At 45.2% G+C, this 22,381-nt stretch carries 20 protein-coding genes; 11 read left to right on the top strand and 9 right to left on the bottom strand.

The features are described from left to right. Window positions 1-54 precede the first annotated feature (54 nt). The gene (locus H6F63_RS08350; protein ID WP_190636485.1) at window positions 55-228 is read right to left on the bottom strand and encodes a family 2 glycosyl transferase; all 174 of its coding nucleotides are present in this window, start codon (window positions 226-228) and stop codon (window positions 55-57) included. 570 nt (window positions 229-798) lie between these two features. Between H6F63_RS08350 and H6F63_RS08345 the strand changes: the two genes are divergently transcribed. The 4 genes from H6F63_RS08345 to H6F63_RS08330 all read left to right on the top strand — a co-directional run bounded on the left by H6F63_RS08345 (window position 799) and on the right by H6F63_RS08330 (window position 7,085). Then, entirely contained in the window at window positions 799-1,932 is a 1,134-nt protein-coding gene (locus tag H6F63_RS08345; protein WP_190437170.1) for a geranylgeranyl reductase family protein, read from the top strand. Between the two features lie 124 nt (window positions 1,933-2,056). Further along, window positions 2,057-2,932, top strand: a complete 876-nt coding sequence (locus tag H6F63_RS08340; protein WP_190419015.1) for a tetratricopeptide repeat protein — start codon at window positions 2,057-2,059, stop codon at window positions 2,930-2,932. A 113-nt stretch (window positions 2,933-3,045) separates the two neighbouring features. Further along, window positions 3,046-3,495 carry an NADAR domain-containing protein gene (locus H6F63_RS08335; protein WP_190636483.1) on the top strand — a complete coding sequence of 150 codons (450 nt, stop codon included), beginning with the start codon at window positions 3,046-3,048 and terminating at the stop codon, window positions 3,493-3,495. Window positions 3,496-3,785: 290 nt separating this feature from the next. Then, complete coding sequence (locus tag H6F63_RS08330; RefSeq protein WP_190636482.1) at window positions 3,786-7,085, top strand: GAF domain-containing protein; 3,300 nt, start codon at window positions 3,786-3,788, stop codon at window positions 7,083-7,085. Between the two features lie 157 nt (window positions 7,086-7,242). On the opposite strand, the gene H6F63_RS08325 is transcribed toward H6F63_RS08330, so the two are convergent. Next, window positions 7,243-7,542: a 30S ribosomal protein PSRP-3 gene (locus H6F63_RS08325; protein WP_190419009.1), complete on the bottom strand. Its 300-nt coding sequence runs from the start codon at window positions 7,540-7,542 to the stop codon at window positions 7,243-7,245. A 102-nt stretch (window positions 7,543-7,644) separates the two neighbouring features. Here H6F63_RS08325 and H6F63_RS08320 point away from each other — a divergent pair, with 102 nt between their 5' ends. The 4 genes from H6F63_RS08320 (at window position 7,645) to H6F63_RS08305 (ending at window position 10,757) form a co-directional block, all read left to right on the top strand. Further along, a complete protein-coding gene (locus H6F63_RS08320) occupies window positions 7,645-8,514 on the top strand; it encodes a TIGR01548 family HAD-type hydrolase (protein ID WP_190636479.1) in 870 nt (289 codons plus the stop codon). A 424-nt stretch (window positions 8,515-8,938) separates the two neighbouring features. Next, a complete protein-coding gene (locus H6F63_RS08315; protein ID WP_199295435.1) occupies window positions 8,939-9,412 on the top strand; it encodes a peptidoglycan-binding protein in 474 nt (157 codons plus the stop codon). A gap of 13 nt (window positions 9,413-9,425) precedes the next feature. Then, complete coding sequence (locus H6F63_RS08310) at window positions 9,426-9,629, top strand: hypothetical protein (RefSeq protein WP_190636478.1); 204 nt, start codon at window positions 9,426-9,428, stop codon at window positions 9,627-9,629. 81 nt (window positions 9,630-9,710) lie between these two features. Next, window positions 9,711-10,757 carry a WD40 repeat domain-containing protein gene (locus tag H6F63_RS08305; protein ID WP_190636476.1) on the top strand — a complete coding sequence of 349 codons (1,047 nt, stop codon included), beginning with the start codon at window positions 9,711-9,713 and terminating at the stop codon, window positions 10,755-10,757. Window positions 10,758-10,938: 181 nt separating this feature from the next. On the opposite strand, the gene H6F63_RS08300 is transcribed toward H6F63_RS08305, so the two are convergent. After that, window positions 10,939-13,359, bottom strand: coding sequence for a sucrose synthase (locus H6F63_RS08300; protein ID WP_190636474.1), 2,421 nt, complete (start codon window positions 13,357-13,359; stop codon window positions 10,939-10,941). Between the two features lie 925 nt (window positions 13,360-14,284). Continuing rightward, window positions 14,285-15,787, bottom strand: coding sequence for an ABC transporter permease subunit (locus H6F63_RS08295; protein WP_190636472.1), 1,503 nt, complete (start codon window positions 15,785-15,787; stop codon window positions 14,285-14,287). 114 nt (window positions 15,788-15,901) lie between these two features. Here H6F63_RS08295 and H6F63_RS08290 point away from each other — a divergent pair, with 114 nt between their 5' ends. Next, window positions 15,902-16,672, top strand: a complete 771-nt coding sequence (locus H6F63_RS08290) for an amino acid ABC transporter ATP-binding protein (RefSeq protein ID WP_190418997.1) — start codon at window positions 15,902-15,904, stop codon at window positions 16,670-16,672. A 154-nt stretch (window positions 16,673-16,826) separates the two neighbouring features. Here H6F63_RS08290 and H6F63_RS08285 read toward each other — a convergent pair whose 3' ends face one another. Continuing rightward, on the bottom strand, window positions 16,827-17,489 hold the full coding sequence (locus H6F63_RS08285) for a methyltransferase domain-containing protein (protein WP_190636471.1): 663 nt from the start codon (window positions 17,487-17,489) through the stop codon (window positions 16,827-16,829). A gap of 22 nt (window positions 17,490-17,511) precedes the next feature. On the opposite strand from H6F63_RS08285, the gene H6F63_RS30430 reads away from it, so the two are divergent. After that, the gene (locus tag H6F63_RS30430) at window positions 17,512-17,646 is read left to right on the top strand and encodes a hypothetical protein (RefSeq protein WP_277876364.1); all 135 of its coding nucleotides are present in this window, start codon (window positions 17,512-17,514) and stop codon (window positions 17,644-17,646) included. Here H6F63_RS30430 and H6F63_RS08280 read toward each other — a convergent pair. The 3 genes from H6F63_RS08280 to H6F63_RS08270 all read right to left on the bottom strand — a co-directional run bounded on the left by H6F63_RS08280 (window position 17,643) and on the right by H6F63_RS08270 (window position 21,401). Beyond that, a complete protein-coding gene (locus tag H6F63_RS08280) occupies window positions 17,643-19,001 on the bottom strand; it encodes an amino acid permease (RefSeq protein ID WP_190636469.1) in 1,359 nt (452 codons plus the stop codon). The genes H6F63_RS30430 and H6F63_RS08280 overlap by 4 nt on opposite strands. A 52-nt stretch (window positions 19,002-19,053) precedes the next feature. Further along, window positions 19,054-19,941 (bottom strand): hypothetical protein, encoded by an 888-nt coding sequence (locus H6F63_RS08275; protein ID WP_190636467.1) that lies wholly within the window; start codon window positions 19,939-19,941, stop codon window positions 19,054-19,056. 176 nt (window positions 19,942-20,117) lie between these two features. Further along, the gene (locus tag H6F63_RS08270) at window positions 20,118-21,401 is read right to left on the bottom strand and encodes a HAMP domain-containing sensor histidine kinase (protein WP_190636465.1); all 1,284 of its coding nucleotides are present in this window, start codon (window positions 21,399-21,401) and stop codon (window positions 20,118-20,120) included. On the opposite strand from H6F63_RS08270, the gene H6F63_RS08265 reads away from it, so the two are divergent. Then, window positions 21,361-21,513, top strand: a complete 153-nt coding sequence (locus H6F63_RS08265; RefSeq protein WP_190636588.1) for a hypothetical protein — start codon at window positions 21,361-21,363, stop codon at window positions 21,511-21,513. The two genes, H6F63_RS08270 and H6F63_RS08265, sit on opposite strands and share 41 nt — an antisense overlap. Window positions 21,514-21,567: 54 nt before the next feature. Here the strand turns inward: H6F63_RS08265 and rppA are convergent, their stop codons facing one another. Beyond that, on the bottom strand, window positions 21,568-22,251 hold the full coding sequence (gene rppA / locus H6F63_RS08260; RefSeq protein WP_190636463.1) for a two-component system response regulator RppA: 684 nt from the start codon (window positions 22,249-22,251) through the stop codon (window positions 21,568-21,570). Window positions 22,252-22,381 lie beyond the last annotated feature (130 nt).

Below are 22,381 nucleotides of genomic sequence, written 5' to 3'. Positions count from 1 at the left end.
TAAATTTAATTAGTCAAAAGTTCTAGCAAAAAACTAAGGACTAAAGACTAAAACTTATGCAGGCACAAACACTTGTCCATCTAGGCTCGGACGGACAAGGTAGGCAACGTGCATGGGGTAGCCTTGGGAATAAATCGCATCCACGTACCGCAGGGCAGTTTCTCGGTTCGTGCAGGCGCGTAAAATTTTCTCGTTACCGTTGGCGTATTGGATGCGTACTTCCCACATAAGTCTTGACCTCACAGTAGTAAATGCACAGCTTTATCTTGTTTTTAATTTTATGAAGCTTTCATGAACCAATCCTATAAATTATAGGCAATTTTGCACTCAGTGAAATTGATGAATTTATTAAAGATGGCGATCGCGTTGTCTATCGGCAAGTTTAAAAGCAATTAATCGCTTACGTAGTTGAAAACACGGAATTGATTGGGCAAATAAAAGCACAATATAATATCCAAACAGCGATCGCTATGCTAAAAAGCTTGAAAGCATTAGATTGTAGGCTTTTTACTGGAACAGGGAAATTACGCAAATAGCCAGTTAGCACCCAAAGCAACTAAGCTTTAAACCAGTGAGTACAAGAGTGAGGATGATAATTCCATTGCGTGCCAATATACTCCTACGGGCTAAGCCAACCAAGTCTGCGTAGGCAGGCTAAAATTCTTAAGACCGTGCAGGCGATATTTGCTTGCCTAGCATCGGCCCTTTAGAGTGTCCAAAAGTGGGATGCACCTATGAGAATCTAAATTCTCCTTCCAGCCTCAAATTCAAGTGCGTTCAGGAGCAAAAATTAATACGATGTTTGACTGTATTATTGTCGGCGCTGGCCCAGCAGGTGGAACCGCAGCTTATCACTTAGCGAAGCGGGGACGCTCAGTTTTAGTTATAGAAAAAGAATCTCTGCCTCGATACAAACCTTGTGGAGGTGGCGTTTCGCCAGCAGTTGCCGAGTGGTTTGATTTTGACTTCTCCCCCGCCATTTCCCTGAAGGTGAACACGATTCGCTGCACATGGAATATGAAAGATCCGGTGGAAACAGAACTGAATACGCCAGAACCAATATGGATGGTGCGGCGAGACGTTTTCGACCACTTTCTTATCCAGCAGGCGCAGCAACAGGGCGCAGAACTTAGAGACAATACGGAAGTGACGGGAATTGAGTTTAAGAACGACGCTTGGCAAGTCAACACGGCAAACGGCCCGGTACAAGGTCGTTATTTAATTGCTGCCGATGGAGCCAAAGGGCCAATGGCTAAGTGGCTGGGCTTTAAAGAGCGCAAACGCCGTCTGGCTGGCGCTTTGGAGGCAGAACCAAAGGCACAAGTAGAAAACGGTCACATCGCTCATTTTGAATTTGGGATGGTCAAAAATGGCTATATCTGGAATTTTCCCAAAGCCGACGGCTATTCTATCGGGATTGGCAACTTCCGAGGCAGCGACCCGCAAGACTTTAAGAGCCTCCTAGCTGAGTATGCCACGCTGTTTAATGTTGATGTCAAAACCAGCAAGCAGTACGGTCATCCTTTGTGCTTGTGGGACGGCGATCAAAAGCTGCATACCCAAAATGCAGTTTTAGCTGGAGAAGCTGCTTGTGTCGTCGATCCGTTTACGGCTGAGGGAATTCGTCCCTCGATGTTTAGCGGTTTGAAGGCAGCAGAAGCAATTGATAAAGCTGTGGGAGGCGATCGCAATGCTTTGGAAGGATACACCAATGCGATCGCTCAAGAATGGGGATCTGACATGGTGTGGGCGCAACGTTTAGCAGGAATTTTCTACAGAATTCCTGGTATCGCTTATAAAGTTGGTGTTAAGCGCCCCGGTGCTGCTGAAAAAATGGGTCAACTGCTATGCGGGGAAAGCCGTTACTCAGAAGTGGCTGATCGTGCCATTAAGCGACTGAGTAAGAGTATGATCCCCGGTATGGGCGGCTAAATTTTTTTTTGCGGTCGTATTTTTTATGGCTGATGGTTTGCTAGGAACTATCAGCCATAAACCATGAATAATTTCAATTTGTTCTTGTGTTATATTGGGGCTTTCCTCTAGAAACTCGATAGTTATGTCTTCTAGGACTGCAAATTTATCCAGGTTTGGGCTTTCGATTGCGGTAGCCGGATTCGTAGGCTTCCTGATGGTGGGTTGTGGCAACTCACAGGCTGATGCCAAAAAGTATGTAGACTCAGGAAATGCTCTTGTTGAGCAAGGCAAATTATCGGAAGCGATCGCTGACTACAATAAAGCAGTCGAAATTAATCCCAAAGATGCAGAAACTTACGATAAATTGGGAACTGCTTTAGTTCAAGAAAATAAGTTACCAGAAGCTACAGAAGCTTTCAAAAAAGCTATTGAAGCAAATCCAAAAAAAATAGAATTGTATAGTAAATTGGCATTGATTCAGGTCAATGAAAAGAAATTAGATGAGGCTTCTGCCACTTTTCAAAAAGCCATCGAAGTTGACCCTAAAAATGCAAAAATTTATAATAATTTAGGATTTATTCAAGTCAACCAAGGGAAAATACCTGAAGCGACTGATTCTTTCAAAAAATCCCTAGCAATTGACCCGAATAATGCCAAAACTCACAAAGACTTGGGAGTTGCTTTAGGTGTCCAAAACAATTTAAAGGAAGCAACTGCTGCTTTTAAAAAATCAATTGAGCTTGACCCAAAAAGTGCGGATGCACACTACTTTTTGGGGATTGCTTTAGTCAAACAAGGAAATTTACCTGAGGGAGTTGCGTCTCTGAAAAAGGCGACGGAGATTGAGCCTAAAGCAGCACAAGCTTACTTTAATTTAGGGTTGGCTTTAGATCAACAAGGTAAGAAATCTGAGTCAATAGCAGCTATTAAAAAGGCTAGAGATTTACTCAGAGAGCAAGGTAGAACTCAGGACGCTGACAAGATCGATGAAGGATTGAAGGCGATGGGACAGAAGTAAAAAGCCTGTGAGATAAAAGGTAATAAAAACTGGAAGATAGTCTTGGGAGAGAGGGACAAAAAGGGTTGCTTTCTTTGTCTGTCTCTCCCCAATCCCCAATCCCCGATTAGCAAATGACGATTTATTTTTACAAAGTTGACGATCCATATGGATGTTTTTCCAACTTTTCTCCTCATTGCATTCATCTGCTGGGGCAAGACTGGGCGACGGTAGAGCATTACTATCAAGCGCAAAAATTTGTTGGCACCAAGGATGAAGCTTTAATTTTAGAGATTGCTAGCGCCAAGACACCAATGCAAGCAGCAACATTGGGACGCGATCGCACTCGCCACATCCGTCCCGACTGGGAAAGCCTAAAAACCGAAATTATGCGCGAAGCTGTGCTTATTAAGTTTCTCACCCATTTAGATATTCAGTCTATTTTGCTTTCTACAGGCGATCGCTTACTTGTCGAAGATTCCCAAATCGATTACTACTGGGGTTGCGGTAAAGATAAAACTGGTCAAAATTATCTAGGCAAAATTCTGATGAGCGTCCGCCAAGAAATTCGGCAACGTTTGTAAAAAAGGTTTTTTAAAAATATAAATATTGCAATCTAGATTTTCTTTAAAACAATACTAACTATTTATTTTTATCTATAATTTTCCTGTCTTCGCGAGTAAGTATTGTATTTTACTTTAGATGTAGCTATCTTACTAGGGCTTTATTAAAATATACTAATATTCCGTTTAATTTTAAATTTTTGATAATTTCAATAGTTTCACGAATGTGCTAAAGCGCTTTTAAGGCACAAAATAGACATATACGACCAAAAGAAAAAATTAAAAAATAATAAGCGTGGTGGATAAAGCGAATGGAACTCAGTAATAATACGCAGAATATGCCCTCAAAAATAGAACAAGAAGGGTTACTGCATCGAATCACGAACCGGATTCGGCAATCTCTAGAATTGCAAGAGATATTAATATCAACAGTTGCCGAGATCCGTTCATTTCTAGAAACCGATAGAGTCAAAGTTTATCAGTTTCATGCTGATGGTAGCGGGCAAGTTATTGCTGAGTCGATTTATAACAACCGCCTGCCGTCCCTGCTGGGGTTGAATTTTCCAGCAGATGACATTCCTCCCCACGCCCGCGAAATGTTTATCAAAGCCAGAGGGCGTTCAATTGTGGATCTTGCTACAGGGAAGATTGGGATAAGTCAACTGGATTGTCCCCAAACTGGTATTCCTTTGGAGACGCAAGGTTTTTACTATCGCGAAGTAGACCCTTGCCATATTGAATATCTCACAGCAATGGGGGTGCAGTCTTCCTTAGTGGTGCCGATTTTACAGTACGACGTACAGGCACACAAAGTACAGCCGCATCTGTGGGGATTATTAGTTTCTCACAACGCCCAAACACGTACTTTTTCCGAAAGGGAACTGCAAATTGTGCAGTTAGTTGCGGATCAAGTTTCAATTGCGATCGCGCAGTCAAATCTCCTCAGACGCGCTCGCGAACAAGCAATTATCGAAGCCAAGATTAACCGAGTAGCAACCCTGCTGCATACACTACCATCGATTGAGGTACAACAAGCTCTCATAGAAACCGTTGCCGCCTTTAAGGGTTCCGGTGGCAGACTTTACATAGCCGCAGAAAACCCCAGCTTTGGAGGTAAACAGTTTACCTGCGGCGCTCAGCCGATGCTAGTAGGACTCAGGAAAGATTGCCTGCTCGAAGAGAGTCTTGTATGGCAGCAATACTTTAAATTACAAGATCCTGTCTGCAATAGCCCGGTAGCAATTAGGGATATATATAAAGAACCGGGCCTGCGAGTGCTAGCAGCAGCATTCCGCCCAACAAAGATTCGAGGCATGATCGTTATACCCCTGGAGTATCGTCAAGAGTTTCTCGGTTACTTAAGCGTATTTCGAGATGAAATTGAAACAGAAACTTTGTGGGCGGGACGTTTTGATTCCGATGAGCGACAGTGGCAACCCCGGAACTCGTTTGAAGCTTGGCTAGAGCTGAAAAAAGGTCAAGCTTGCGAGTGGACAAAAGAAGACATTGAACTGGCTGCTGCCTTAGCCCATCACTTCGCAATGGCAATTGAGCAGTATGAACTGTACAGGCAGGTGAAGACTCTGAATACCAACCTGGAGTGTCAGGTACAGGAGCGTACACAACAGTTGCAGCAATCGTTGGATTTTGCCAAAGTCTTGAAGCAGGTTACAGATCAAATTCGTAGCACGCTCGACTTACAGACCATTTTAAAAAGCATCGTGCGAGAAGTCCGGGAATTGCTAACCACAGATCGAGTGGTGATTTACCAGTTCACCAAAGGCTACCAGGGGGAAGTGGTCGTAGAAGATGTGAAAGACAATGCCACCTCAATTCTGGGAGATATATATGACGATAAATGCTTTCCTTTGGACTACGCCTATCGGTACCAGCAGGGAAGAGTTCGGGCTATTAACAACGTATTAGAGTCAGATTTAGACCCCTGTCATATAAAGTTTTTACAGAATATTCAAGTTCAAGCTAACTTAGTCGTGTCGATTAGGATGGGCGATCACCTGTGGGGACTGCTCATTGCCCATGAGTGCTTTAAAACGAGGATTTGGCAGGAGGCTGAAATAGAGCTACTGCAACAGCTGGCGGATCAAGCAGCGATCGCTATTCAACAAGCCGAACTCTACCAACAAAGTCGTGCTGCTGCTGACATTGCCACCCAAAAAGCCCAACAACTAGAGCAAGCTGCCGAACAACAGGAAGCATTATTTGCGGTTGTTACCAAAATTCGAGAATCCCTTGACCTGGAGACAATCTTCAAGGCAACAACTACTGAAGTTCGACAACTGCTAGAAGCCGACCGAGTAGCAGTATTTTGCTTATATTCAGCCTCTGGTTCGGAGAATGATGAATTTGTTTCAGAAGACGTGTTGCCAGAGTTTAAGCCTGTTTTAGGAACCAAAGTTTACGATCGTCATTTTTCCCAACACTATGCTCACCTCTATCAACAAGGTCGGATTCAGATAGTTGATGACATCTACAACGCCGGCTTAAACGATTGTCATATCCAGCTTCTAGAGCAATTCCAAGTCCGAGCTAACTTGGTAGTGCCGCTCTTGAAAGGGGATTTACTGTGGGGACTGCTATGTATCCATCAATGCCGTGAACCCCGGCACTGGGATGCCTCCGCTATTGATTTTGTCAACCAGATTGCTGCTCAACTAGGCATAGCTATACAGCAAGCTGAACTCCTAACTCAAACCCAAGAGCAGACAGAACAACTTTCTTGTACTATCAAAGAACTACAGCAAACCCAAACTCAGCTGATTCAGACAGAAAAAATGTCAAGTTTGGGACAGCTGGTGGCGGGTGTAGCTCACGAAGTTAACAATCCGGTCAATTTCATTTATGGGAATCTGGCTCACGTTGGTGAGTACGCACAAGATTTGCTGGATCTGCTGCATCTCTACCAGCGGCGTTATCCCCATCCTGACTCTGAGATTCTCAAGCTGCAAGAGGAAATTGATTTAGAATTTCTGGCTGACGATTTACCCAAAATGCTTTCCTCGATGAAGGTTGGGGCGGATCGCATTCGGCAACTGGTGCTGTCACTACGCAATTTCTCTCGCCTAGACCAAGCTGAAATGAAGCTAGTTGATATCCATGAGGGTCTAGACAGTACGCTGTTAATCTTGCAACATCGACTTAAGGGGAAGGGTAACGTTCCCAGTATTGAGGTTGTGAAAGCTTATGGCGATTTGCCCTTAGTTGAGTGCTATGCTGGTCAGCTCAATCAAGTGTTTATGAACGTCATCAGCAATGCGATTGACGCTCTGGACATGGGGACTCTTGATGTGGGACTGGCAGAAGAGTCTGCCCAATCAGCAATCCCTACGATACAGATTAGTACCAAAGTACGAAATGGCGATCGCGCACTCATTCAGATTTCCGATAATGGTTCCGGAATGCCAGAAGGAGTGCGATCGCAAATCTTCAATCCCTTTTTTACCACTAAGCCAGTTGGTAAGGGAACAGGTTTGGGACTATCCATCAGCTATCAAATTGTGGTGGAAAAACACGGCGGTGTCTTCCAGTGTTCTTCCCTACCAGGCAAAGGTACTCAGTTTTGGATTGAGATTCCCATCCAACAAGCAAATTAAAAATTTAGAGGGTCAGCATTTTAATAAACTGCTACCCTCTTAGGTTTTATAAACTCTGTTTGTGCAGAACCGATTAGCCCTATTCCTCAACTTATCGCGCTTCGGCAACTGCCGACAAAAGTATCAAACAAGAGGCAAATTCGCCTTTAGCTAACTCTTAGGCGCTACCTGTGAAGCCAACTTCCGGAAATTTCGCCTGAGCGTCAGCTATAGAACGGCGTTTGCCTTCCTCTTGCCAGTAGTTAATTACTTCCGTGGCTTTGTTTAGAACCTCGACGCGCTCAACCTCAGAAATCCAGTGCTTGGCTTCCAGCTCATTTTTTAGCTGTTCCCAAGCATCGTTCCGAGGCCAGAAAAAGTAAGATGTTAGAGGGCTGGTGCCTTTGCCTACTACTTGGTCAACGGCTAATGCAACGTTCTCTTCCAGCCAGAGAACCTTTAAAATAAACCTCGACAATCACACCTCCAGGGAAGTCCCAGCCTTGTTGAATACTGTACAAACGACTATTCTACACCCTGGATATAGTGCATGAGCAAAAGATTATAAGGTGCGGCAAGAGTGGTGGAACAATCCAGTCCCAGTTTAGTTGTTTTTGATATTGACGGTGTAGTGCGCGATGTCGGGGGATCTTACCGCAGAGCGCTTGCTGATACGGTGGAGCATTTTACTGGCGGTGCCTATCGACCGACTCCAGAGGATATAGACAAGCTGAAGTTGGAAGGAATTTGGAATAATGATTGGGAAGCGTCCCAAGAGCTAGTTTATCGATACTTTGAGGCTCAGGAGACAAAGCAATCGCAAGAGAGCGATACCGCAACGCGATCGCAACTCCAACTCAACTACGACACTCTGGTTGCCTTTTTCCAGTCTCGGTATCGAGGGACAGATCCGGAAAATTGGACAGGTTATATCTGCGATGAACCGCTACTCATGCAGCCAAGTTATCTAGAGGAACTGACAGCAGCAGGAATACCTTGGGGCTTTTTTAGCGGTGCTACTCGTGGTTCAGCGACTTATGTTTTGAGCAAACGCTTGGGCTTGAAGTCGCCATTGCTAATTGCGATGGAGGATGCTCCGGGAAAACCCGATCCTACAGGGCTGTTGGCAGCTGTACAACAGTTGGAACAGCAATTTTCCGTTAACCCCGACACGCCAGTTATTTATGTGGGGGATACGGTAGCTGATTTGTACACAGTAATACAAGCACGTAAATGCGAAGCGGCTTCTAGTAAACCGCTTAAATCACAGCGGTGTTGGATTGGCGTGGGCATTTTGCCGCCACACGTTCAAAAAACCCAGGAACAAAGTGATGCCTATGCAGATGCTCTTAAGGCTGCTGGTGCTGCGGCAATTTTCAGCAATGTGCAGCAGTTAACTCCTATGCAGATTCGGCAACTTGTAGATTCAGAAAGTAGTAGTAGCGTTTAAGCATCTAATTTAGTGGGCATCCTTGGGGCTGAAAAACTGGAAATGTCAGAGGATGTCTCACAAGTGTCAAAAGTTGGCTTGATCCCCCCCAGCCCTACTTTTCAAGGGGGGAGAATCAAGTCTTAGTCTCCCTTTTTAAGGGGGATGCAAGGGGGTTCACCCTCTAAGCGTCTCGATTATGACTTTTCAGACATCCTCTGAGTTTCACATTTGTTTAAGCCAGCATTTTAGCCGGGACGCACTACTACAAATTACTGAAATTTCCAATTTTCAATTAATCACTTACTTGTAGGTAACGGTTCTTACCTCATCCTAATGGGTGAGTAGTTAAGGTGAGATTAAATACACCTAACAGGGCGAAGGTGTACCTTGGCTTTCAAAACTACATTGGAAGAGTAGAAACACACCTCAAGGAACATTAATTATGCAATCTGCAAAAGAGTTTGAAGCCATGACTCCCCAAGCTGCTGCCGCTACTGCTATCCAAAAACCAGTTCTTCGCAGGGGTTCTCGCGGTTCCGCAGTGCTTGAATTGCAACAACTATTAGCACGCTGGGGATATTACGCCACTCCCTTTGATGAAGTCTTCGATGTGCCAGTAGAAAATGCCGTTAAAGCTTTCCAGCACCGCGTATTCTTAGTAGAGGATGGCATTGTTGGTGCTAAGACGTGGCAAGGTCTGTTCTCCGGCGCGCCCGTTGATATGCCTGTTCTACAGTTGGGAAGCCGTGGTGAGGCTGTCAAAACTGTTCAGAAAGTCCTACAGTTGAATTCTGATGGTATTTTTGGCCCGATTACCCAGAATGCTATCAAAACCTTCCAAACTTCTCGTAACTTGGTAGCTGACGGAATTGTTGGTTCTCGCACCTGGTTCGAGTTGAGCAAGTTGCCTCACTAAGGGGATTAGGGAGGTGGGGAGTGGGGGAATTGGCGGAATTGTTTCTCCCAAGTCTCCCGGTCGCCTCCAACCCAAAACTGAATATGGAACTTTTACAGGTAGCGATCGCTCTATAACTATAAGGGCGATCGCGCTTTTATTTGTTTATGAATCGGCTTTTTGTGTATCTATCTTTGGGCATAAAATCAGCACAATTTTTCCAGTACAGTTTTGCTGACCGCGTTTCCCCATGTATATTAGGAAACGACCAGAGAATTGATGTCTAACAATTCTTCCCGTTACTCGGTAATTAATTTTTATGTTCTCTGCTCAAAAAACAAAAACGATTATTAGTGCTATGGGTGTGGTTGCCACAGCGATCGCTACTGGCGTTATCATCCAACTTGGTGACATCAAGACACAAGCAGCCCCAACTGATACAGCTGTTTCAACAATTGCTGATTACTGGAGAAACGCTCAACTAGAACGCACCCTCAGAGGACATACTGATTGGGTAAACTCCGTCGTCATCACGCCTGATGGGAATAATGTAGTCAGTGGCAGTTTCGACAACACAATCAGGATGTGGGATTTTTCCACTGGTCAGTTAATTCGTACCTTTAGGGGACATCCGAAACCTGTTTATGCGATCGCTATCAGCCCAAATGGTCAATTAATTGCCAGTGGTTCTCAGGACAACACAATTAAAATTTGGAATCTTGCCACTGGTGAGTTAATTCGCACCTTGAGGGGTCATGCTAGTTCAGTTTTTGGAGTTGCCTTCAGCCCCGATGGACAAACCATCGCCAGCGGCAGTAAAGACGATACAATCAAAGTTTGGAATGTTGCTACTGGCGAACAAATTTACAGTCTCACAGGGCATATAAATTGGGTTGAAGCTGTTGCTTTTAGTCCCGATGGACAAACCCTCGCCAGTGGCTCTCAAGATAAAACCATTAAAATTTGGAATCTTGCTACTGGTCAATTAGTTGGCAGCCTAAGCGGTCATTCAAATACAATTAATTCTGTTGCCTTCAGTCCGGATGGAAAGACCATCGCCAGTGGAGCTTTTGACAAAACGATCAGAATTTGGGATCTTTCCAGACGTCGGCTAATTCGCACCGTTAGGGGGCATACAGACATGATTTATTCTGTTGCCTTCAGCCCCGATGGAGATACACTGGCTAGTGGCTCTCAGGACAACACAATCAGAATTTGGGACTGGAAAACAGGGAGACAAATTAGCACTCTCTCAGGTGATACAAGCTCGATTTATTCGGTAGCTATCAGCCCGGATGGAAAGTCTCTTGCCAGTGGTAGTTATGACAGAACTATTAAAATTTGGCGGACGCAGGGAATTAATTAAAAGGCAAAACTGAAGAATTACAGCGTTTCTCAGTTGGGTGGAATATATCGCGGTTCTGACGTTCGGTATACCTTAGTAGGGACATGGCAATGCCATGTCCCTACTAAGGTATTGCACCCAACCCTTGAACCGTTGTAGTAGTAGGTTGGGTAAGGTTCCAAGGGGCCAGCCTACTAGCTTTTTATCGTTCCATATGCGCTTCTAACAACTTTTGCGCTCTTGGCTTGTAAATCAAATAGAACAATGCCTCAAGATAACGCAGCAAATCCTCCCGTTTTTCCTTAGAGGTAAAGTTCCAGAAACCATAGATTCGAGCTAGAGATAGCAGCTTGGTGGTGTGAATTTTCCACGTATAGGTGCTATAAACTCGATCGATAGCCCGCGTAGAAACTTCATACCAGTAGTTAGGATTCTGGTCGCATTTGGAGACAAACTCCAGCATGAACTCTGCCATTTCTTCTAAGTTCGTCGGGTTAATGTAGAACCCGTTAAACTTATTCTGAATAATTTCCAACGGCCCACCAAATTGCGTGGCAAAAGTTGGTAAACCGGAAATCATTGCTTCCAAAATTGTCAAACCAAAAGCTTCAAACAAAGCTGGTTGAACAAAGACACCTTGACGATCGGCAATTACTCGGTAAATTTCACCAGAGTCTGTTTTCGATAGGCGGACGGCTAACCAGCGAATTTTACCTTGCAAATTGTACTTTTCAATGATTTGGTAAAGCTTTTCAATTTCGTCGCGTTCTTCGTTGTCGCTGGAATCTTCAACGCGCAATTTACCTGCAACTAAAATTAAATTGCAATGTTCTTGCAATGCTTCACTTTTACCAAAACATTCTGCTAAACCTGTGAGGTTTTTGATGCGGTCGAGACGCGCTATTGAGAAAAGAGGGCGTTTGGTGGGGTCATCAAGTTTACCAAAGGCTTGTTCTGGGTCTTCAAGGGTGAAGAGCAATTCGTCCAAGCGATCGCGATCGCTCATCACCCGATCTTCCATGCGCGAGTATGGAAAATAGTAACTCTCGTTTACCCCAGGCGGTACCACGTTGAACTTAGGACTATATAGCTCAATCCCGTTCACCACATGATACAAATCTGGCATGGTGAAACACTTGTAAGACTCATACTGTCCCACACTATCTGGCGTTCCCACAATTTCCTGATAGGTACTGCTGATGATAAAATTCGCCGCATTCATCGCAATCAAATCGGCGGTAAACTGTAGGGAAAAATGATATTTCTCATCTAAGTCTTGCCAGTAAAGGTTACTGAAAAGATATTTTGATTTTTCCAGTGCGTGGGCAATGTTACACTGAGTTACTTTCAAGCGACGTGCTAACAAAAATGCAACTATGTTTCCATCAGTGTAGTTGCCAACTATCAAATCTGGCTTGCCTTGAAATTCTGCCAGCAGTTCTTTTTCTGAATCAACGGCGTAGGTTTCCAGATAAGGCCAAAACTCAAACCGGGAGATCCAGTTATTAGTCAACTTGGGATTAAATTCCCGCAAAGGTACCCGCAAAATCCAGGCATTTGCTGTGCCGTGAACTTTTTCTAAACGTTGGTTACACAGGGTGCCATCACTATTAGGAATCAGACGGCTGAGAATAATTACTTTTGCTTCTACACCCAGGACATCCAACCCAGCCAGGGTGATATCTTCCTGTAGTTGCTGTTCTAAGCTTTTAGCTTGGTCGAGGACGTAAACTACTTGTCCGCCAGTGTCGGGACGCCCCAAAACTCCTTCTTGTCCAAACCAACCATGAGCAGACACCAAGACGATCCGAAAGACCATCGGAATGCGGGAAACGAAGGCTTCTAGGGTTTGGTGATCGGGAGAGTCGATGAGTTCATCGAGGATTTCTAGAGTTTCCCGTACACGTCCGGCGGTGTTACCCCATCCGGGTTCAAAACCCAGGACTTGCAACTCATAGCGGAATTCTTCGTAAGGTTGCTCGGGTGGGCGATCGCTTACAAAGGCGATCGCTTTCTTGATCCCATCTGAGAGTTGTTGCTGCGATTTAATCCGCCCGTTGATCAGCAGTTGCAGTCCGTTGTAGGAGTGGACGCTAAGAAATTCATACAAACTCTCCAGCCATTGTTTGGGGTCTTGGAAGAGTTTGCTAGATAAATATCGGTTGAGATACTCCACCCCCTTCCCAATGTTTTTGGGGTCGCGGATTGTCGGGGTGTAGTCGTAAAACGGTTGAAAATCTAGTTCGAGGATATCGCCTTCGCTGGGATGGAAGCGGTTAACGAAGCGATCGCGCACATCCAGCAATTCCTGCACCGTCATCTGGTCTACGCTCAAATCTTCCGACAGCCGATACACTTCTTGAGAAGCAATCGTAGGACGAACAATCAGGCAAAAGTTTCCATCCTCCTGAATAATTTCTTGGGTGTAATAAATCAGTTTTCCCAAATGGGAGGAGTGGTAAAAATGTTCCGGCTTCTGGTGCCTAGTGCAATATTCCCCAAACGCATTAACGATATCGTTACGCAGTAAGTATCGCTTTTCCTGTTGACGTAACTCGCTGATAAACTGACGGATATCACTTTTTTCATCACTGTCGAGAACGGCCTGGATCAGCTCTGACATGAAAACTCCAAATTGATGAATAGTTTTACAAGACTAAATTACATAATCCCATTGGTAGTCATCCTCCCTCTGGAGGATGGAGAGTAAGGACGTAGGCAGCACCCATATAGTTATAACACCTATCATAGGGTGTAAATTTTGCTACCAGTCCTAATACTGTTCGCATAGGGTGAGGGAGAGAGTTCTGCATACGGATGGGTCATAGGGTTCGGTTAGAAGCTCAAAAAACCGACGTTAACGTTGGAAATGGGAACCCCTGTTGTAGGCGGGAGCATGGCGTTTGAACAATGGATGCTGTTGGCGTTTTATAAACCTGATTAGTTCGTAGAAATGGTTAAGTGATTACGAAACCCAACGAATTTATAAGTGTTGTTTAGTTTCACCTTGTTCAACCATCTCTTACTAGGGCGTCGTAAAGGCTAGGAGCGTGTAATATTTCGCACTCGGTAATCCCTCCTTTTGGAGGGGAAACAGCCTCAAAATCCCTCTTTTCAGGGGGATTTAGGGTTATCTTGTACGGATTGATGCAGCCAGTAAGACTTTTAAAACATCCTCTAAAATGCTGGGTTCTTAAAATTCGCCGAATAAAAATTTATTATTTATAATAGGCATTATTTTAGCCAACAAATTAGCGTTTTTGGGTCACTTCTACTAAAGTTTAGCGTTTCTCAGTTGGGTGGAATATATCGCGGTTCTGACGTTGGATCAACCTTGGTAGGGGGCCATGCCATGTCCCTACCAAGGTATCGCACTTTTCTAGGGCCTTTCGCATTGCGGCAATCAATTTGTAGCAAATCCGAAAAATATTGGTTTGGCAAAACAATGGGAAAGCGGTTTTTATCTAATCTAAAGTAACAAAATAGCGATAAAATCCTTCCCTTTGGGCGTTCCGTATCAGGGGATTGGAACCCCAAACTATGCTTAACTATTTAGCCGCTTTAACTGGATTCATCGAACGCTCTAAGAAACTAAAAGTGCGTGAGGAAAGTAATGTTAATGCCAAATAAATTAAAGCAACGGCAGCGTAAATTTCAAAGGCGCGATAGTTATTTGCCACAATTAATCGCCCTTGTTGGAATAATTCCTCAAATCCAATCACCGCTACTAAGCTAGTGTCTTTGAGTAAGGTGATAAACTCATTGCCCAAGGGGGGCAGCATCCGCCGCAAGGCTTGGGGAAAGATGACATAGCGCATTGTTTCCACTCTTCCCAACCCCAGCGACTGGGCGGCTTCTGATTGCCCGATGTCAATAGACTGGATACCTGCGCGGACGATTTCAGCAATATATGCGCTGCTATTGAGACTCAGTGCTATCACTGATGCTGTTAGTCTTCCCAAATTGAAATTGATGCCAAAGCTTTGCATGAGGGCAGGTATGCCAAAGTAAATCATGAAAATCTGCACCAGCAAAGGCGTTCCCCGGAAAAAGTCAATATAGGCTCTGGTTGCCCAACGCAGGGGCGCTATGGTTGAGAGGCGGGCAATTCCTAAAAGTGAACCGCCAATCATTCCTAAAAAGACGGAGAATGCTGTTAGATATAGCGTCACGAAAACTCCCTGCAATAAGTAGGGCATTGCGTTTAAGATGACGTTAGTAGCTTTTAGGGGAGTTGTTGATTTATCAAAGTTGATTGTTTCTGGAAGTGGCGGGGCTTCGGCATTAAACCACTTCCGATAAAGGCGATTGTAGGTGCCATTTCCTAAGATAGTTGTCAGCCCTTTGTTGATGTCATCTAAATAGGGAGAACCTTTAGGGGTGGGGATGCCATAGTATTCTTCTGTAAGCAGTTGATTGATAATTTTGATTGACTTGAGGTTGTTTTCTTTGATGGCGTAGAGAGTTACGGCAGCATCATTAATGGCGGCATCTACATTGCCGTTGATTAATTCTTGAAGCACTAGGGGTGAAGAATCGAAGGTGCTAATTTTGGCACCGGGAATTTTTGCTGCTTGGGCTGCGCCAGTGGTGCCGATTTGTACAGCTACCTTCTTGTTTTGGAGACTTTCTAGAGAAGTAATTTCTGTGTTGTCAGCTTTGATGGCGATCGCTAACCCGGATCTGAAATAAGGACGGGAAAAATCTACCACTTTCTGACGTTCGGCGGTGATCGTCATGGCTGCGATCGCTGCATCGACGGTTTTCGCCTGCAAAGCTGGAATCATCCCGTCAAATTGCATCGTTACAAATGCAATCTCGAAATCAGACGCTTGCGCGATCGCTTTAAACAAATCTACATCAAAACCGTCTAGCTCGTTGTTTTCCCCCAGCAACTCAAACGGCGGATATGTAGGCTCTACTGCGACTTTAAGTGTGGTTTTTGCTTTGGCGAAACTGGCACTCAACACAAAAATGCCCAAAATCAGCAGACAACTCAAGCCAAAAACTAAACCTTGGCGTCGCCAACGTGACTGAATGAATTTGTGCATTTGCCTTACCTGGGAGTGCAATTTCTACTAATGACGCGAAGTCGATTTGCTAAATCTTACAAAAATTCCGTACCCTAATATAATTTAATAATTACAATTACACCAGAAAAAACCATGGAGGATTCCACCCCGGCAATTATCTTTGAAGGTATTGAGAAAAGCTTTGGTTCTCTCAAAGTCTTACAAGGAATTAGCGGTGAAATCCACCGGGGAGAAGTGGTGGCGATAATCGGCTCAAGTGGTTGTGGTAAGAGTACGCTGTTGCGCTGCTTCAACCGTCTGGAGACGATTAACGACGGGCGTTTAGTTGTCAATGGGATAGATTTGTCGCGTCCGAAACTCAATCAAAAGCAATTGCGGAGACTACGGGCACAGGTGGGGATGGTTTTTCAGCAATTTAATCTGTTTCCTCATTTGAGCGTGTTGGAAAATTTGATGCTGGCTCCGCGTTTGGTGTTAGGTAAATCTGGCTCCCAGATTGAGGAGCAGGCTCGATTTTATTTAGAGAAAGTTGGTTTGGTGGAGAAAGCAAAGGCTTATCCAGAACAGCTTTCTGGAGGACAAAAGCAACGAGTAGCGATCGCTCGCAGTTTGTGTATGAACCCCCAGATTATGCTATTTGATGAACCAACTAGTGCCCTCGATCCGGAATTGGTCGGGGAAGTGCTGGTGGTGATGCAGCAGCTTGCAGAAGAAGGCATGACGATGGTGGTGGTGACGCACGAGATGCAGTTTGCCCGCGATGTGGCGCATCGAGTATTCTTTATGGATCGAGGTTGTGTAGCCGAACAAGGTTCAGCAAGGGCAGTTTTGACTCAGCCAAAAAGCGATCGCTTGCGTACTTTTTTGAGCCGCATGAATTTCGCTGAGAATTTATCAAATTAAGACATCTGCGTAATTAAGAAACTAACACATGCTTATGTTGGGTTGGGTTTCACCTAATCTAAACTTATTCTGTTTTGCCCACCATTGCCTGCTAATTTCAGCAATGGTGGGCTTTCTAAACATGGTTAAATTGTTACCCAAGCGGGCAACAGCCTCATCGCAAATTTTCCGGGATATTCTCAGGTACAGTCCAGTAGTAAATTGTGTGCTGACGAGCAGGGCCTTGCACTTGTACCACACGCTCAGGTTTCCATTCCCCCATGTCGAAGTCATGAGAAACAATGCGAGTGCCTGGTTTGAGTTCTTTTAACAGCTTGGGCCGAAGTTTCACGTTGATATCAGGAAGCAGATAGAGCGTCACTACTGTTGCATCGCTCAAATTAGTTTGAAAAAGGTCTTGTTGTAAAAATCGCACGCGGTCAGCTACACCCGCTTTTTGGGCATTGTCTTTACTTTGCTGAACCAGCTCTGGATTAATGTCTATGCCAGTGCCACGAGTGCCGAATTGTTTTGCTGCGGTAATGACAATTCTCCCATCGCCACTGCCGAGATCGTAGAGTACATCATCACCTTTGACTTTCCCTACTTTTAGCATTTCGGCTACAACTTCATTTGGCGTGGGTACAAATGGTACATCTGCGGCACGTTCTTGGGTTTGAGGGCTGGGAGCAGGTGCTTGGGCTTGAACAGTGGGTTGGGCTTGAACAGTGGGTTGGGCTTGTGCATCGAATTCTCGTTGTTGGCTACAACCTGCAATGCCCAAGCTGACAATACTCACACTTGCAATTAATAACCTTGTGATTTGTTGTAGTTGCATAGCATTTTTCTCCGTTTAAGTTATGTCAAAAACTGCTGGCATTTTGGGGAAAGGGGAAGTATTTCGAGGAGGGATGAACCGCAAAGACGCTATAGAGCAAGGGAGGAGAAACTTCAATGTTTCTTCTACAGGGGTAAATAGATTTTTGCCGTTCTAATGCCGCCACCGATTCCACAGCAACATCGGTACGCCTGCTATCACTACTGCTACGCCTACAAGCGCCCCAATACCTGTATAGGCAAGGCTGGAATAAAGTAAATAAGCGCAGATGAGGCAAAAAAGTATGGGCGTTACGGGATAGAAAGGGACGTGAAACGGTCGATTTATACTTGGTTCCCGCGCCCGTAAAACTAACAGAGATACACCTGTCAGCAGGAAGAAGAACCAGAAGACAGGGGCGGTGTAGTCTACCATTGTCTTAAAGCCTTCGCGTGTCTGGGTGCCAAGTAAGACTAAGGCTAAAGCGATCGCGCCCTGCACTAACATTGCATTAGTCGGGGTGTTGGTGCGACTTTTCCAGGTTCCCAGGAAGGCGAACAGCCCAAAGTCCTTGCCTAGTGCGTAGTTAGTACGCGCACCTGTAAAAATCGTGGCGTTGATAGCACCCAAGGTAGAAACAGCAATTAGTAAGCTGATAAACCTAGCACCGGGTTCGCCAACCGCATTACGCATCAAATCTGCTGCTACGGCTTCGGAATTTGCCATTCCCGCCAGTCCTAACCCTCTGATGTAAGCGAAGTTGATCGCTAAGTATATCGCCGCGATGATGCCGATACTCCAAAGTAGCGATCGCACCATGTTTCGTCTGAGATTCTGCAACTCTGCCGAAATATAAGCCGCTTCGTTCCAGCCGCCATAAGACAACAGCACAAAAAGCATCGCTAAGCCCCAATTTGTTTGGGATGTCGATGCAGCAGGAACCTCAGTAACGGGATTTCCAGCAGAAGTGAGTCCGACGACTATAACTAAGAGTAAGCCGAGGATTTTGGCGACTGAAAGCAAATTCTGCGCCCACTTTCCTTGCTGAACGCCGATGATGTTTAAACCTGTCAAACTGACAACTGCGATCGCGGCGTAAAGTGATGGGGAATAATCGCCTAGTCGAAATAACTGGGAAGCATAATCCCCAAACACGAACGCCAAAAGCGCAATTGAACCTGTTTGAATCACTGTCATCCGCGCCCAAGCAAATAGGAAGGCAAGGTTTTTGCCGAAGGCACGCATCAGATAATAGTAATTGCCACCTGCGTGCGGATACGCCGTTGCCAACTCTGCGTAGCACAAAGCGCCGACTAAGGACATTCCGCCGCCCAATAACCAAAGCAAAAGGGCGAATCCTGCACTACCCGCATTGGCAGCAACAAGGGCTGGTGTCTCGAAAATTCCTGCACCGATGACAACGCCCACAATCAAGGCGATCGCGTCTACAAATGCCAGCGTTGGCTTGGGGGAAGCTGCATTGCTCATTACTAAGGCTTGATTTGTCGAGCTATAGTTCGCACGTCTGCTCATAAATGGCACTATCATCCTTAAAGAGCGATCGTTTTTTCAAATGAAACTCGCTTTACAATCCGGAGAAAGTGTAACCAACTCCTACTAAAAGTCCCACCTCTGTTTCATCAACAAAACCGACATTCACGGCAGCCGTCGCGGTAAATTGTGATGATAGCGGAACATCTACACCACCAGTAATTAGTGCGCCAATGGTGCTATCGTCACCAGTAGAAATTGCCACACCGCCGCCAACATACGGGGCTATACTAAATCTAGTTTCTTGCACTCCTTGAGTCGGAAAATCGACAGTTACGGGAATCAAAAACATTACATCATCGCCAATCAAAGCAGCGGGACGCAAAGACAAAGTTCTGGTAATTCCAATTTTGCTAATGACAGCAAAGGCACCTTCACTTAAAGTAGTATCGCCGCCAAAACCGATGTTACCAGCCACCCCGATATAACTAGGCCCAGAGCGTGTAGCTCTACCGGGTGTTACATTAAGTTGAGCGACTTCAGGAGCAGCCGTTTCATTATTATTGGTGGCTTCTGGGATTTGAGACTTTGTTGGTTCAGCCCTAAGAGCCGATGCCGAATTCAGAACCGTTTTGTCTACAATTTGCTCTGGTTTTACAACATTATCAGCCTTTATTGCTGTTTGTTCAGGATTCAGAGCAATGTCAACTTGAGCTTTGTTAGACTCTGCTGATGCAGTGAATTCTTGCATATTCTCTGGTAATTCTGTCTGAGTGGCAACAGAATCAACTTTTTGTTCAACAAAATTCGGATCTTGGTCAGATTTGAGCGGTGCGATCGCCTCTAGATTTTCAGTGGATGAGGTAGCGATCGCATCCGTCTGTGGGGTGAAATCGCTAGTTTCAGCTAAAGCTGCAAAACCACTACCAACAACAGCTAGAGCTGCCAGACTGATTACGGAAGCAGTGCGCCTGAAATACATAATATTTTTAGTGAATCCGGAAACAAAACTGTCTTAAAAAGACCTTAACCAATCAGGAACGTGAGGGGAAATTGCTGGAGAAACCAGCACCCTCGCGTTCCTGATTGGGTAGGCAATCTCCAATTCCTGCTATTTTTAAGTGTTAAAAACAAATGTGACTAGAAAGTGACAGAGGATTAGGAATTTAATTTGAGCGGCAGTTCGATTTGAAAAGTTGACCCTTGCCCGACTACGCTGGAGACATCGATCCTGCCCTTGTGTGCTGCGACAATTTGTTGAGCGATCGCTAACCCCAAACCAAAACCACCTTTAGCGCGACGATCGCTATCCGCCCGATAAAACCGTTCAAAAATATGGGGCAAATCCGCAGGGGAAATTCCAATCCCAGTGTCGGAAACTTGAATAATAGCCAGACGCGATCGCGTAAACAGTTGCAATTCAACTTGACCACCAGCCGGAGTATATTTACAAGCATTACTCAGCAGGTTCATCACCGCCTGACGTAACAAATCTGCATCGGCTCGCACCTCCACACTTTTAGTCAGCAAATTAGTAACGAAACTGAGATTTTGTGCTGCGGCTTGCGTTGCATAGTTGTCTGCTAGATCCTGTAGCAAAATAGTTAGATTAATCTCTTTCACGCATTCAGGGGACAATGACCCATCATTACGAGCCAAAAACAGCAGATTACTAACCAGAGAACTCATTGATTTAGTAACATCAACAACCTTCTCTAACCGAAGACGTTGCTGTGAATTATCATCAGACAGCAACCCAACTTGTGCATTAGTCAAAATCGCCGCCAAAGGTGTCCGCAACTCATGAGAAGCATTCGCTGTGAAGCGTTGTAGTTGGTCGTAAGTCTGGCGAATCGGTCGCATCGCCAGCCCCCCCAAAAACCAACCAGCAAGGCTAATTATCCCCAAAGTGACAGGAACCGCCAGCGTTAAAAATAGCCGAAAATTATCCAGCTTAGCTTGACTGGACAATAGCCCAGTTGCAACCTGGAGATAACCAATTAATACACCTTTCTCGTAAACGGGTAGCGTTACCTGACGCAGCCCAGGTTTAGTAGCTATTCCCAGGGTCTTGTCGTTGGCGATTTTGATTGTTTCAAATCCAGCTGTCAGTGTCAGCTGCTTTGTGGGAGGTATGCCAAAAAATTGCACCAGTTGCCCTTTAACATCGTACCAACGCGCATACACCAGTTCACTATCCTGTGGCTGTAGGTTATTTCCCAACAGCGGCACATTTTCTAAATCTACCTCCCACTTACCATCGCGACGCTCATAATTCACGCTGGCTGCCATCACTTTAGTTTGTTTGTAAAGTAATTGATCCAGAGTTAAGAGCGTATCTGTAACTTCCAGATAGTAAACCACTCCCGCAAAGACAACCAAAATACTCCCCATTGATAGGGTGAACCAACGAGCCAAATTGCGACGACTACGACCAAACATCAAAAATGAGGGGATTGGGGGTTGGGGATTGGGGATTGGGGATTGGGGGTTGGGGATTGGGGATTGGGGATTGGGGATTGGGGATTGGGAAAAAGTCTTACCTAGTCCCTAGTCGCTAGTACCTAGTCCCCAGCCCCTAGTCCCTAGTCCCCAGCCCCCAGCCCCTTCATTTTTTACTTCCAAAAGAATTGATACGATAGCCCATACCATATACTGTTTCAATCCAGTCGGCTGCACCAACTAACTGCAAGCGTTGCCGCAGCCTGCGGACTAGGGTGGTTACAGCGTTGCTTTCCGGTTCTGTACCCCACTCCCATAAAGCTTGTTCAATCTGGTCGCGAGTTAAGATTTGATGAGGGTGACGTAGCAGGTACTCTAGCAACTGAAACTCGCGGGCTGATAATTGGACAGTTGTCTGTTCTCGTTCCACTTTTAGGCTATTCAAGTGCAGCTGTAAATCTTCCATGCGAAGGATATCTCCTTGCCAAAGTGGCGAGCGCCTTCCCAATGCCCGCACCCGCGCCAACAGTTCTACAATATCTGTGGGTTTAACTAGATAGTCATCGGCACCAGCATCCAAACCCGTAACTTTATCTGGCGTGGTGTCTTTGGCAGTTAGCATCAGTACAGGTGCGGTTTTACCTAAGCGTCGATACTGGCGACAAAGGCTCAACCCACTAACTTTCGGTAACATCCAGTCTAAGATTAACAAGTCATAGTCTTTTTGAGACAGCAGCCATTGGGCAATTTCCCCATCTTCAATACCATCAACAATATGTCCGGCTTGCAACAAAGCAGCGTGTAGCGGTTCTAATTGTGCCGGGTCGTCTTCTACCAATAAGATTTTCATAAAGAGTTTTAGTGAAAAGTCTGTGAAAAAGAATCACCTACTATGTTGTTCAGGGTAAAGAAATTTATGACCTCAGTACGTCTTCCACCAGTCATAATTTAAGCAAACACACAAGAAAACAAACTGTTTT

The organism is Trichocoleus sp. FACHB-40, assembly GCF_014695915.1.
In the GTDB taxonomy this organism is placed as follows: Bacteria; Cyanobacteriota; Cyanobacteriia; order Cyanobacteriales; family FACHB-T130; genus Funiculus; species Funiculus sociatus.
Note: the sequence above shows the minus strand (reverse complement) of the source record. Positions and strands in the feature narration are given on the sequence as shown.